Source organism: Chitinophaga sp. (genome assembly GCF_019236475.1).
GTDB lineage: Bacteria > Bacteroidota > Bacteroidia > Chitinophagales > Chitinophagaceae > Chitinophaga.
Window position 1 is genome coordinate 515,550 of the sequence record NZ_JAFAIX010000004.1, and the last position, 14,282, is coordinate 529,831.

At 45.0% G+C, this 14,282-nt stretch carries 11 protein-coding genes; 10 read left to right on the plus strand and 1 reads right to left on the minus strand.

Annotated elements, in window-relative coordinates; genetic code table 11:
• Window positions 1-2: 2 nt before the first annotated feature.
• The 4 genes from JO154_RS06155 (at window position 3) to JO154_RS06170 (ending at window position 4,821) form a co-directional block, all read left to right on the plus strand.
• The gene (locus JO154_RS06155) at window positions 3-194 is read left to right on the plus strand and encodes a cold shock domain-containing protein (protein ID WP_073086969.1); all 192 of its coding nucleotides are present in this window, start codon (window positions 3-5) and stop codon (window positions 192-194) included.
• A 181-nt stretch (window positions 195-375) separates the two neighbouring features.
• Window positions 376-1,542 carry a sialidase family protein gene (locus JO154_RS06160; protein ID WP_291942859.1) on the plus strand — a complete coding sequence of 389 codons (1,167 nt, stop codon included), beginning with the start codon at window positions 376-378 and terminating at the stop codon, window positions 1,540-1,542.
• Window positions 1,539-3,065 carry a sialate O-acetylesterase gene (locus tag JO154_RS06165; protein WP_291942861.1) on the plus strand — a complete coding sequence of 509 codons (1,527 nt, stop codon included), beginning with the start codon at window positions 1,539-1,541 and terminating at the stop codon, window positions 3,063-3,065. Before JO154_RS06160 ends, JO154_RS06165 begins: the two co-directional genes overlap by 4 nt.
• A gap of 178 nt (window positions 3,066-3,243) precedes the next feature.
• Window positions 3,244-4,821 (plus strand): Na+/H+ antiporter, encoded by a 1,578-nt coding sequence (locus JO154_RS06170; RefSeq protein ID WP_291942862.1) that lies wholly within the window; start codon window positions 3,244-3,246, stop codon window positions 4,819-4,821.
• 97 nt (window positions 4,822-4,918) lie between these two features.
• Here JO154_RS06170 and JO154_RS06175 read toward each other — a convergent pair whose 3' ends face one another.
• A complete protein-coding gene (locus JO154_RS06175; RefSeq protein ID WP_291942864.1) occupies window positions 4,919-5,875 on the minus strand; it encodes a nitrilase family protein in 957 nt (318 codons plus the stop codon).
• Window positions 5,876-5,963: 88 nt separating this feature from the next.
• Here JO154_RS06175 and JO154_RS06180 point away from each other — a divergent pair, with 88 nt between their 5' ends.
• The 6 genes from JO154_RS06180 (at window position 5,964) to JO154_RS06205 (ending at window position 14,277) form a co-directional block, all read left to right on the plus strand.
• A complete protein-coding gene (locus JO154_RS06180; RefSeq protein ID WP_291942866.1) occupies window positions 5,964-8,189 on the plus strand; it encodes a helix-turn-helix domain-containing protein in 2,226 nt (741 codons plus the stop codon).
• 107 nt (window positions 8,190-8,296) lie between these two features.
• Complete coding sequence (locus JO154_RS06185; protein ID WP_291942868.1) at window positions 8,297-9,034, plus strand: (Fe-S)-binding protein; 738 nt, start codon at window positions 8,297-8,299, stop codon at window positions 9,032-9,034.
• A complete protein-coding gene (locus tag JO154_RS06190; RefSeq protein WP_291942870.1) occupies window positions 9,034-10,422 on the plus strand; it encodes a lactate utilization protein B in 1,389 nt (462 codons plus the stop codon). The genes JO154_RS06185 and JO154_RS06190 overlap by 1 nt, the downstream gene beginning before the upstream one ends.
• Window positions 10,406-10,975 (plus strand): LUD domain-containing protein, encoded by a 570-nt coding sequence (locus JO154_RS06195; protein ID WP_291942871.1) that lies wholly within the window; start codon window positions 10,406-10,408, stop codon window positions 10,973-10,975. The genes JO154_RS06190 and JO154_RS06195 overlap by 17 nt, the downstream gene beginning before the upstream one ends.
• A gap of 601 nt (window positions 10,976-11,576) precedes the next feature.
• Window positions 11,577-13,400: a nucleoside-diphosphate sugar epimerase/dehydratase gene (locus JO154_RS06200; RefSeq protein ID WP_291942872.1), complete on the plus strand. Its 1,824-nt coding sequence runs from the start codon at window positions 11,577-11,579 to the stop codon at window positions 13,398-13,400.
• Between the two features lie 82 nt (window positions 13,401-13,482).
• Entirely contained in the window at window positions 13,483-14,277 is a 795-nt protein-coding gene (locus tag JO154_RS06205; RefSeq protein ID WP_291942873.1) for a polysaccharide biosynthesis/export family protein, read from the plus strand.
• Window positions 14,278-14,282 lie beyond the last annotated feature (5 nt).

Sequence of the window (14,282 nt, forward strand, 5' to 3'; positions counted from 1 at the left end):
AAATGCAAACAGGTGTTGTAAAATTTTTTAATGAAACTAAAGGTTTTGGCTTCATTAAAATCGAAGGTACGAATCAAGAAATCTTTGTTCACGTATCTGGTATTAAAGAAAGCATCGGCGAGAATGACCGCGTAGTATTCGACGTGGAAGAAGGCAGAAAAGGCCCGAATGCTGTTAACGTAAGATTAGCATAACATTATTTCAGATAATAGTTTTGTCACTTAAGAAAAAGACCTGCTGAAAAGCGGGTCTTTTTTTATGCCTATACTGGATGTTTCCTAGATTCCCGGAAAAATAATCCCGCTTTTATTAACTTGGCAGGATATGAAATGCTAGTCTCCACAAGATCAAAATAAGACCCAATTATCACCACGTATGAACAGGCGCAACCTGATTACATTATTACTGCTCTGCTGCCATCTGCTAACGTTTGCACAGCAGCCTTCGGCCATCGTCTATAAAAGTGACACGGAAGGATTTAAGAGTTTTCGTATACCCGCCATCGTAAGTATGCCAGATGGCACTTTGCTGGCTTTCGCAGAAGGAAGGGTACAACATGCCGGGGATTTCGGGGATATTAAAATCGTTCTGAAAACCAGCAAGGATAACGGCGCTACCTGGTCTTCTCTGCAGGTAGTGGCGGAAAATGATTCCCTTCAGGCAGGGAATCCAGCCCCTGTAGTGGATCTCACAGATCCAGCATATCCGAAAGGACGCATATTCCTGTTTTACAATACAGGCAATAATCAAGAAGGGGAAATTCGCAAAGGACACGGACTGCGGGAAGTATGGTACGTTACCAGTACAGATGGCGGCACTTCCTGGTCGGCACCAGTGAATATCACCACGCAAGTACATCGGCCTAAGCAGCCCCAGGTAAATCCAGCCTATCATTTCCCGGAAGACTGGCGCAGCTATGCTAATACACCCGGTCATGCCATGCAGTTCAGCAAAGGGAAATATCGCGGACGCATATACGTTGCGGCCAATCACTCTGTCGGTAATCCGCAAGTAGACTTTACAGATTATGCAGCACACGGCTTCTATACCGATGATCATGGGAAAACTTTCCAGTTGAGCGCAACCGTACCAGTACCCGGTTCTAATGAATGTACCGCGGCAGAACTCAGTGGAGGCCGACTCCTATTGAATGCCCGCAATCAGCAAGGAGATAAACGTATGCGCATTGTGGCCATCAGTAACGACGGTGGCGCCACCTGGAACAGTACCACCTATGACAATCGTTTGCCGGATCCAGTATGCGAAGGAAGTATCCTGAACATCGGTTGGAAAAAAGGGAAAGCCATACTGGCATTTTCCAATGCGGCAGACACCGTTCAGAGAAATCATCTCACTATTCGTATCAGCAGTCCCGACGCAAAAGATTGGCCAGTGGCTATTCCAGTAGCTGCTACAGATAAGAAAGGGGATTACACAGCTTACTCCGATTTAGTGTTGACGATGAATAAGCGTATAGGCATATTGTATGAGAAAAATGGATATAATGAAATTGTATTCGAAGCTGTAAATATTCCACGATGAAATGGTCGTTATTAATCTGTTTATTGTTGCCATGCCAAGCATTAAAGGCAACCACATTTTCAGACAGTACAATTTCCCCAAAGCTGCAACTATCGCACTTCTTCACGGATCATATGGTGCTTCAGCGCAACCAGCCCATATCGGTGTTTGGTAGGGCAGAAGCGGATAAAGGCATCCGTGTCTCCCTGGGAAATAAAACAGTACATACTACCGCCGGAGCAGATGGCAACTGGAAAGCGATCTTGCCACCTATGAAAGCAGATACTATTCCACAAATATTGATCGTGCAAACGAAGGCTGAAAAAATCAGTTGTAATGATGTATTAGTAGGAGATGTATGGGTTTGCGCAGGTCAGTCCAATATGGAATTTTCTTTATGGGGAGATGACCATGCCACGGAAGCCTATGCCACCGCACAACGACCGTATCTGCGCTTATTACAGGAAAACAGACAAGTATCTGCCTTTAACCCTGGGGATACGATTTATCTGCATCCAGAAAATTATTTCCGCGGCAACTGGCAGCGATCTGATAGTAACAGCGCACGCGTTTTTTCAGCGGTAGGTTATTATTTCGGGGCACGTATTCAACAGGAAACAGGTGTACCAATCGGTCTTATTAATGTGGCGGTGGGCGGTAGTCCTACGGAAGCATGGATTAGGCCAGATGTAGGGCGAAAAGTGGCTGCAGTGGCTTCCCTCTTTCATGGCGACTGGCTACAAAATCCAGGCATGGAGCCCTGGTGCGTCGAACAAGGCCACAATAATCTCGATCCTTTGCTGAAACAGGGAATAAAACCGCCATCCAATGAACTGGGCTACCGGCATCCTTTTCAGCCGGGATTCCTCTACGATGCAGCCATAGCAAGCCTTTCACAACTGGCAATAAAAGGAATTATTTGGTATCAGGGAGAAAGTAATGCCCTCAATAAAAAAAGGATGGAGCAGCATGAACAACTGTTCCCTTTACTGGTGGCCGACTGGCGTCGGCAGTGGCATTCGCCAGAACTACCTTTTTATTTCTGCCAGATATCATCCATCAGTACAGAAAAAGGCTACAAATCAGAGAACTGGCCTGCCTTTCGGGATGGCCAACGCAGAATGGCAGATAGTATTCCTTTCTCTGGAATGGCCGTGACTTCTGATGTAGGACATCTTACAGATGTGCATCCCCGCGATAAACGTACAGTAGGAGAGCGGTTGGCAAAAGTGGCATTGCATAAAACGTATCATTTGCCAGTGGATTATAAAGGACCTGCGCCTGTAAAATCATTCCTACAGGGAGATACAGCGGTTTTGCAGTATGATGCAAAAGAGAAAATTGCAACCGCCGGAAATCAATCACTGCATGGATTTTCTTTGGAAGATGGAAAAGAAATTCCTGCGGTGATAGATGGTAATGTTATTAAAGTAAGGATTCCTTCCGGTGCGCATTTTGTGTATTATGGCTGGCAGCCGTATTCAGTGGGTAACTTGGTAAATGGCGCAGGATTACCAGCATCGAGTATGCGTATTGCCTTGTAGATTGTCATCTTAAATAAATGCAAAAAAGAGACTGTTTTCAACGTAATGGAGGCAGTCTCTTTCTATTTAGAGGAAAATCAAATCTATAATCGAAATATGTAATCTTTTTATATTGCATTTCGGGATGGCTTGCAATTGATAGCTTCCCGGTGTAATTTTATATTTTAATTCACTATCCATGCTCGAACATTTCCCCTTTTATCTGGCGATCATTGTACTCATTGTATTACTCATCATGCTGAGTAATCGTATAAAGGTGGCCTATCCTGTATTGCTGGTGCTGGCGGGACTAGCCGTCAGTTTTATCCCTGGTATACCCGTTCTCAAAATTGATCCGGAACTCATTTTTATCATATTTCTTCCACCATTGCTCTATGAAGCAGCATGGGCTAACTCCTGGAAAGAAATCTGGCACTGGAGAAGGATTATTGGCAGCTTTGCGTTTGTAGTCGTTTTCCTGACGGCTATTTCAGTAGCGCTGGTGGCCAATGCTTTTATCCCCGGTTTCTCGCTGGCCATGGGCTTTTTGCTGGGAGGTATCGTTTCTCCCCCAGATGCGGTGAGTGCCAACGCTATCTTGAAGTTTGTAAAAGTGCCCAAAAGAATGTCGTCTATCCTGGAAGGGGAAAGTCTACTCAACGACGCGTCTTCCCTGATCATCATGCGCTTTGCCATGGTAGCCGTAGGTACTGGACAATTCATCTGGTACCAGGCTGCTGCCAGCTTTATCTGGATGGTAGGCGGCGGCATAGTAATAGGACTGCTGATAGGGCTGATCTTCAAAAAAGCGCATAAATGGCTGCCCACAGACGTAAACATGGACATCATTCTTACGCTGGTTACGCCTTATGCCATGTACATAGGTGCAGAAGCAGCCCATGCCTCTGGCGTACTGGCAGTAGTAAGTGGGGGATTGTACCTTTCTACGCACAGACATCTTTTCTTAAGTGGGTCTTCCCGATTAAGAGGTGAAAACGTTTGGCAAAGTCTCGTTTTTCTGTTGAATGGACTGGTGTTTATTCTCATAGGCCTCGATCTGCCTGAAATTACCGCCGGCTTAAAGCAGGAAGGTATCAGCTTCTATCAGGCTACCGGCTATGGTCTGTTAATCACAGCAGTACTCATTGTTGGAAGATTACTGTCTGCTTATGGATCACTAATCATTACCAAAATAGCCAGCAATTTTATTACAGTAGCGGATAAAAATCCAGGTAATCAAGCACCTTTGCTGATGGGCTGGACCGGGATGCGTGGTGTGGTATCCCTGGCAGCGGCACTGTCTATTCCCGTAGCCTTCGACAATGGTCAGATTTTTCCACAACGGAACCTGATCCTCTACATCACCTTCATTGTGATCCTTGTAACGCTGGTGCTTCAGGGATTAACATTGCCTGCACTAATCAGAAAAGTTAAACTACCTGAATTTCATGATCACCTTCCGGAAGAAGAAACGGAAACCCTCCTCCGGGAAGAACTGGCTACTGTTTCGCTGGATTACCTGAAGCAGTATCACGCCGATGATCTGGAGCAAAGTTTTCACCTGCGAAAGTTGGCTAGTCACTGGCAGAACCAACTCAATTCAGATGAACCGGGCACTGTACCTGAACAAGTGAAATTTGCGTATAAAAATATACTGGAACAACAGCGACAACTGCTGATAGAGAAGAATAGAAACGAGGAACGGATAAATGAAGAAATCATCCGGAAGTTCCTGCATCGTATAGATCTGGATGAAGAAAAATTAAACCTGGAATAGCCAATACGGAACAATAAAAGAAGACAAAATGCTGTTTCGAGGTCCCTGCCCATCAGGCAGGGACCTCGAAATAAAAGATAAAAAAGGCGGAATTGATCTATTTCTTATCTCCCTGCATCCATACTACCTTCTGCACACTATTGTGTTGCTGGCCGATAATGTCCGCATAGAGTTCAGGTCTTCTTGCCTGGCGATACCTGTATCCACCGGATTTTTGCAGCTTTTCGCGGGTCAATGTAGCGGTTACCACTTCATCACCCAGCTTACGGCATTCTGTCAGCACATCTCCGAATGGATCTATGATCATAGAGCAGCCGTTTTTCAACTGGTCGTCGTCCATGCCGATAGGGTTGGAGAACACAGCGTAGATACCATTATCATAAGCGCGTGCTGGCAGCCATTTCATGAGCCAGGAGCGTCCTTTCATGCTGTCAAATTCTAATCGCAGTGGGGTAGGGTTGGTATCCCTTTTCTCCCAGAGTGCGGCATCTACGAAACCTGCGCCCGGACGCGGACTAGGGGTACACATGGTTACATGTGGCATGAAAATGATATCTGCACCCAGGAGGGCTGTTGCGCGTACATTTTCTACCACATTGTTATCGTAGCAGATGAGGATGCCACATTTCCAGCCATGCAGGTCAAACACTACGTATTCGTTGCCTGGTTGCAGATGTGGGTTAATGAATGGGTGTAACTTGCGGTATTTGGCCACCAGTCCATTTTTATCTACACAAACGTAGGCTTTGAACAGTTGATTGGCTTCATCTTTTTCGAAGAGTCCTGCTAGGATGCTGATATTGTTTTCAGCAGCAATGGCGGTCAGTTGACGGATAGAAGGCCCGTCAGGAATGGGTTCTGCAATTTCCAGCATTTGGGCTTCGCTGAGATTTCTGGCAAAAGTATAGCCAGTGATACTACATTCATGAAAGGCTACTACTTGTGCGCCGTCTGCGGCGGCGGCTTTGGAAAGTTCTCTGATTCTTCCGAGGTTATACGCTTTATCGTTGCTGCGGTTCTCAAACTGAGCGGTGGCTACTTTAATTGTTTCCATAAAATAATATCTTAGATACGAAGATAACCCTCTAGGGCAAAAAGTCATGTTAAAAATCCCTATATTCGCAGTTTCAATTTTATAGGAGATGGCCCAACCAGATAGCGCAAATGTCGTCTTTAACCTGGCGGCAGATTTTGTTAACCAGACTAACCGCCACATCTTTCTTACTGGAAAGGCAGGAACGGGGAAGACCACATTTCTGAAATATATCAAGGAACATACCCGCAAGAATACAGTGATCGTAGCACCTACCGGTGTAGCGGCCATTAATGCAGGCGGCGTAACCATGCACTCTTTTTTCCAATTGCCATTCGGGCCTTTTGTGCCTGGAACTAAGCGTGGATTTACAGATGATATTGTCAGTAGTACAGACAGACATTCCCTTTTCCGAAATATTCGCTTTACAAACGATAAGAAAGCACTGTTGCAAGAGCTGGAACTGCTCATCATTGATGAGGTGAGTATGGTGCGATGTGATATGCTGGATGCGATGGACGCGATTTTGCGCCATTTCCGGAACAAGCCACTGCTACCATTTGGCGGTGTACAGGTACTGTTTATCGGAGATTTGTACCAGTTGCCACCAGTGATTCCAGAAGATGAATGGACTTTGTTGTCGCAGTACTACAATTCCCCTTTCTTCTTCGATGCCAAAGCCATCGAACAACAACCGCCGATATACATTGAGCTGAAAAAAATCTATCGTCAGAATGAACAGGAATTCATTGATATCCTGAACAGGATTCGTAATGATCAAGTGGAAGGCGAAGATTTACAGCTCCTGAATAAATATTATCGTCCTGAATTCAAAGGGAATGATGAGGATGAATTTATCGTACTGACCACGCATAACCGCAAGGCAGATGATATCAATGCTTCCAGGCTGGCAGCTATGCCAGGGAAGCTGCATCGCTTCGAAGGAAAAATTGAAGGTGATTTCAGTGATAAAGCATTGCCTACGGAGTTGGTGCTGCAATTGAAGATAGGGGCGCAGGTAATGTTCCTCAAAAACGATATTGCACAGCCACGTAGATATTACAACGGTAAAATTGCCACGGTAACGGAGATCGATGAAGATGAAATTACCCTGCTACTTTCCGGATCTCATGAGGAAATGAAGCTGGGGAAAGAAACCTGGAGAAATATCCGCTATCACTTTAATGCCGATGAAAACAGCATAGAAGAAGAGGAAATCGGCAGTTTCACTCAGTTCCCGATTCGCTTGGCCTGGGCTATTACGATTCATAAAAGCCAGGGGCTTACCTTCGAAAGGGCTATCATCGATGCCGGTTATGCCTTTGCTCCCGGTCAGGTATACGTTGCGCTGAGCCGTTGTACCTCGCTAGACGGACTGGTACTGCATTCCCGCATTGGTTTCGGCAGTATTAAAACAGATCCACGCGTCATTGAGTTTGCAAGGCAAGAGAGTGAACCAAATGAAATGGTAGTGCTGCTGGAGATGGAGCGTAAGAAGTACCAAGCGTCTCACCTACTGCATTTATTCGACTGGTATAAAATGCAGGCATTGATAAAATCACATGCCATTTGGATAGAGGACAAGAAAATTCCTGATTTTGATGCCGCGCTCAAAATCACCCGTTATCTCTCCAGCGTGATTGTGCAACAGGCCGAAGTGGCCGCCAGGTTTACCGTACAGTTGAACCAACTACTCGATGTTGTTGCACAGACCGGCGAAACAGAGCAGTTGGAAGAACGTATCACCAAGGCAGTAGGCTATTTTACCAAGAGCATATACGAAGAAATGATTGTTCCCCTGCGGGAACACATAGAAGAAGTGAAGAAAGCCAAAGCAAAGAAATACCATTTGCAACTGATGTCGCTCGAATCTGATTTCTGGCTAAAACTGCAACAGGTATGGGAATGCGCTTATGGCGATATCCAGTTCAATAAAGGATTAACAGACTATCTGGCCAAACGTACCGGCACAGATGCACCCGTTGCCCTGCCAGCTAAGGCCAAAGGAAAGGTGGAAAAAGGAAGCAGCAGGAGAGGCTCTTTGGAATTATTCCTGGGAGGTAAGACTATCGAGGAGATAGCCACTGCTCGTAACCTCGCTGCCAGCACCATAGAAAGCCATTTGGCCCAATGCGTGGAAGCCGGTGAGCTGGAGCTGGAGAAATTCGTTCCGGAAGGCATTGTAAAGCTCATTATGAACCATATCCGGGACCTAGGAGCAACCGCCGCGGGGCCTATAAAGGAACGTACCGGAGATGCCGCTACTTTCGCCCAAATACGAGCAGTACAGGGCTGGCTGCAACGCAAGCAGCGCGAAGAAACCCTTCAAGAATAATATATTATCACTGTTGGGGTAATAATGAATTAATAACCGGTAAAAAAATGCAAGGTTTCCTATGGCACCAACTGCTAAATTTGCAGAACAACTAATATAGGAAGCACTTGAAAGTCGGACTTTTTATACCCTGTTACATAGACCAGTTCTATCCACAGGTAGGTATTGCCACCTTGCAGCTCTTGCAAAAGCTGGGCTGCGAGGTGGAATACCCACAAGGACAAACATGCTGTGGCCAACCAATGGCCAATTCAGGCTTTGAACATCTCACACATGGCTGCAACAGCCTCTTTGTAGATCATTTTGACGGATTTGATTATATCGTAGCCCCTTCCGGTAGCTGCGTACTTCATATTAAGGATCATTTACATGAGCCGAAAAGAGAAGCCGCTGCCGAAAATATACGTGCACGTATATACGAGCTGTCCGAATTCCTCACCGATGTATTGAAAGTAACTTCGCTGCCAGCCAGGTTCCCGCATAAAGTGGGACTGCATCAAAGCTGTCACGGACAACGTGGACTACACCTAGCACAGATGAGTGAGCTCGTAGATCAACCATTCTCCAAACCTGGGCAACTGTTACAAATGGTAGCCGGATTGGAACTCATCTCCCTAGATCGTACAGACGAATGTTGCGGATTTGGTGGCACCTTCTGCGTAGCAGAAGAAGCCGTGTCTGTGAAAATGGGTGTGGACCGTATAGCCGATCACGTTAAACATGAAGCGGAAGTGATCACCGGAACAGACGTTAGTTGCCTCATGCACCTGGAAGGTATTATCAATCGCCGTCAGCAGCCGCTGCGAGTGATGCATATCGCAGAAATTCTTAATAGTACTATCTGATGAACAGTCATACAACAGATCATGCCACCCTTGCGGACAAGTTCAACGAAAATGAACCACGGGTAAACTGGCACGACGAAACATTATGGTGGGTAAGGAAAAAAAGAGATCGCATGGCCTGGTCTGTAAGCGGCTGGGAGAAATTGCGGGAAGCTGCCTCTGATATCAAACGCCACGTATTGGGGAATTTACACGATTACCTGGTACAGTTTGAGCAACAGGCCATCAAAAACGGCGCAATCGTACACTGGGCCGCAGATGCAGCAGAACATAATAAAATCGTTTTAGAAATACTCCAACAGCACCAGGTGAAACGCATGGTTAAAAGTAAATCCATGCTGACGGAAGAATGTCACCTAAATCCACACCTGGAGGCAAATGGCATAGACGTCATTGATACGGATCTGGGCGAACGCATTGTGCAGCTCGCGAAAGAACCGCCTAGTCATATCGTATTGCCTTGCATTCATAAGAAGAAAGAAGAAATCGGGGAGTTATTCCATGAACATCTGGGTACGCCTGCGGGTAACGCAGATCCGCAATTCCTCACAGCAGCGGCACGTCAGCACTTGCGACAAGAATTCCTCCAAGCAGATGCCGCTATCACTGGCGTTAACTTCGCGGTAGCAGAAACCGGGGAAATGGTAGTATGCACCAATGAAGGAAATGCAGATATGGGCGCACATCTAGCCAAGGTGCATATCGCTTGTATGGGTATTGAAAAAATTATTCCCAAGCGGAAACATTTAGGCGTATTCCTGCGATTATTGGCAAGAAGTGCTACTGGACAGCCTATCACTACTTATTCCAGCCATTTCCGTCAACCGAACCCAGGGCAGGAGTTACACATTGTATTAGTGGATAATGGCCGCTCTAGGCAATTGGGAAGAGAAGATTTCCGCAACTCATTGAAGTGTATCCGTTGTGGTGCGTGTATGAATACTTGCCCTGTGTATAGAAGAAGTGGCGGACATAGTTATCATACTGCCGTAGCGGGCCCTATTGGCTCCATCCTGGCGCCTAACCTGGATATGAAAGACTTCGCGGATCTTCCTTTCGCATCTACACTATGTGGTTCTTGTTCTAATGTATGTCCTGTTAAAATAGATATACATCAACAGTTATATAAATGGAGACAAGTCATCGTGCAAGAAGGATATGCTACTAGCGGAAAGAAAATGAGTATGAAGATGATGACGTCTGTATTATCATCTCCTGCTACTTATCGTACCGCTGGTAAGATGGGCAGATGGGTATTACGCGCATTTCCTGGTATGGTAAATAATCGGATGAATCCATGGTATAAGCAAAGAGAAATGCCTGCGCCTCCGAAAGTATCTTTTTCTGAATGGTATGCAAAAAATAAAAAAGATGAGCAGCAGGGATAAAATATTACAAGCCGTAAAAAACAATCAGCCGGAACATACGATGCTGCCTTCTTTGGAAGGATTGTCTGATATGCCAGATACTTTCGAAGATTATAAAAAAGTAGTAGAAGGATTAGGTGCCATCGTAGAAGAAATAAATTCCGAAGCAGATGAATTGGCAGCACTGGATAAACATCTGCCGGATAGATTACGTATAATAGATGCGAGGTCATCCATACAACGGGAATGGATAAACGAAGATCCACATACATTAGAAGATGTAGATGTTGCCCTGGTGGAAGGCCAGTGGGCAGTGGCGGAGAACGGTGCAGTCTGGTTGACAGAAAAAGAAATGCAAGTGCGTGCGTTGCCATTTATATGCCAACATCTCGTATTAATAATATCACGTGAACGTATACTCGCTACGATGCATGAGGCGTATGAAAAAATCGGATCACCTGAAAATGGCTTCGGTGTTTTCATTGCAGGACCATCTAAAACTGCCGACATTGAACAGTCGCTTGTACTAGGTGCGCATGGCGCGAAAAGCTTGCTGGTACTGGTTAAGCCATGATTATAAAAAGTGGATTATATTAGATAAAAATTAACGCCGCGCTCGCGGCGTTAATTTTTTTTCAAAAAAATAGTTTGTTTGTTGACCTTATTGGTATAATGTTTGTTCCTTATTTGCACTTGAGAAACCATATCGATCGTATTGATTCGCAACATCAGCATTTGCTAACGAGAAAAAATTGAAAGACCATGCATCGCAACGAAACTTTAGAGTCGCTACCACAGCGGATATTAACTGTACGCACAAAAAAATCATCAAAAAAGCATATTAATTTTCCGTTTCAATGATATAGATTTTAAATTTTATTTTCTACTTTGCATTCACTATTGAAAACCGAAGTTATAATCACGCAGACTAACTTTACGTAGGAATGCAAACTTGTTAACTGTATCAGCCCATACATTGCGGTCATCTATGAAAAACCTAACCATCGCATGTTTTATGGGTTGATCTAGAAAGTATTTTATAACCATATCTGATATTGAAACCTATGGTGCGAAAAACATCATGGATCACCCCGTCATGGCTAATATTATTGCTTGACCTTGGGTGTTCCGTTCTGGCTGTGAATTTAGCCTTCTTACTGCGGCTGAATTTTGATATGAAAGACATTGCGCCTTATCCTATCGCGCAGATTTCATGGTGGGTGCTGGGCGTCAACTTGCTCCTATCACTCTCGTTGCGTACATACAGAGGAATTGTACGCCATACCGGTATGGCGGATATCGCGCGTATTGCAGGTATGAATGTACTATGTAGCGCTGCGTTATATACTATCGGTTACGCATATACGCAATATGTAGACCTGAATATATTCCCGCTTTCAATCATCCTGATTTACTTTTTTATTAGCGCTTTTGCGTTGCTGTCGTACCGACTCCTCGTAAAATGGACCTTTCGTTATTATGCGCTGTTACGCTCCACCAATAAGGTGCGCGCAGCTATTTTTTATACCGGTCATACCGGGCTCATGCTGCGAAAAGCCATCAGTGACGATCCTACAGCGGAAATACGCGTAGTGGCGTTCATTGCAGATGGCGCCGCGCATGCGGGTAAATCATTGGAAGGACTCCCAATATATGCAGCAGATACCAATCAGTTGTATAGACTCGTGCAAGCGAAGGTAGATGTCTTACTAATACCAGAAGATCATATACAACCAGAACGACTAAACGAACTCGTGGATACCTGCATTTCATTGAATATAAAAGTGCAGAAAGTAGTGCCAGTCAGCCAATGGGTGGACGGTGACGTAAATAACAGTGTACAATTGAAAGATATTAATATTGAAGATCTGCTGGAAAGAGCAGAGATCAAAATCAGGAATCCTCGCATCAGCGAAGAGCTGAAAGGGAAACATATCCTCGTAACGGGCGCTGCCGGCTCTATTGGTAGCGAAATTGTAAGACAGTTAGTGAAATATGAACCAGGGTTGATTGTGCTATGTGATAAGGCAGAATCGCCGCTACATGAGCTAGAATTAGAGCTGGCGGATAAATGCGGTCGTGCACAAATCATTCCGTTTATAGGTAACGTATGTGACCATACGCGCATGCAACAATTGTTTGATATCTATGCGCCCGCTATAGTCTATCATGCTGCTGCTTACAAACATGTGCCCATGATGGAAAAAAATCCTTCCATCGCGGTAATGAATAATGTACTCGGCACCAAAATCATGGCGGAGCTTTCCGTAGAATACCATGTAGAAAAATTTGTAATGGTATCTACTGATAAAGCAGTGAATCCAACCAATGTGATGGGCGCTTCCAAACGTATTGCAGAAATCTTCTCGCAATCATTCAATAATTACCTGAATGAACAATTCCTGCGCCCAGGGCCAGTTTACGGCACACCGCCTACACGATTCATTACCACTCGCTTCGGCAATGTATTAGGCTCCAATGGTTCCGTGATTCCACGCTTTAAACAACAGTTGGAAAAAGGTGGCCCATTAACGGTGACACATCCGGAGATCACTCGCTATTTTATGACGATTCCAGAGGCTTGCCAACTCGTACTGGAAGCCGGTTCTATGGGACAAGGAGGAGAGATATTTGTTTTCGATATGGGTAAACCCATGAAGATCGCAGACCTAGCCCGCAAAATGATTCGCATGTCGGGAAAAGAACCAGGAAGAGATATTCAAATCGTATATACCGGCCTTCGTCCTGGAGAAAAATTATACGAAGAACTGTTGAACAACGCCGAAAATACCATGGCTACCTATCATGAAAAAATCATGATTGCCAAAGTACGCACCTACGATTTCACACTAGTAAATGAACAGGTCGAAGACCTCATAGACGCTGCGAGCAAGCACTATCTGATGCCTACTGTGGCACAGATGAAAAAATTAGTACCAGAATTCATCAGCAGAAATTCTGCATACGAAGAACTGGACAAAGGTACCATCACGATGTAATCAGTTAGCAAACTTACTGTCACGCACATACTAAATAGAAAAGTTGACTATGATAATAAGCAATCAAAAACGGACAGATGCAATGCAGCCCCGGTACAGTTCCCTGTACTGGCTGCTTCTGTTAGTTATTTCCGGGCTTTTTGCCTGTAGAGCACCGAAGAATATTACTTACTTCAAAGATCTGTCAGACACCGTTCCGCATACGGAAGTAGAACAAGCTGTATATAAGACACCTGCCATCCAGGTAGATGATATCCTCCAGGTGACGATCCAGACAATGGACCCCAGTGCCACTGCTTTACTCAATCAACAAGGGCAGTCGGCTCCAAGTACCACGCCCGCAGGAATGCCTAGTACAGCGGTTTCTGGCTATCTCGTAGATAAGGATGGGAATATTTCGTTGCCCATGATTGGCAAACTGCAAGTGAAAGGAAAATCTACGGATGCGGTAAGAGATGAGATTCAAGCGAAAGCTGCGGCGCTCTATAAAGACCCAGTGGTGAATGTCCGCTTTGCGAATTTTAAAGTGACGGTATTGGGGGAGGTGGCAAGGCCGTCTTCCTATATCATGCCCAACGAAAAAGTAACCTTATTGGATGCGATTGGGATGGCCGGTGATCTGACCATCTACGGTAAACGCGAAAACGTACTGCTCATCCGCGAAAGCGAAGGCAAAAAGGAGTTTGTACGCTTCGACCTGAATAAAAGTAACCTGTTTACTTCTCCCTATTATTATTTACGTCAGGGAGATGTGATCTACGTAGAGCCGAATAAGCAAAAGGTAGCATCAACGGATATGTCGCAGGTGAAACGCATTTCTATCATGGCTTCTGTACTGTCATTATTGATTGTCGTGGCCTCCAGGATTAACTTTTAATTGTA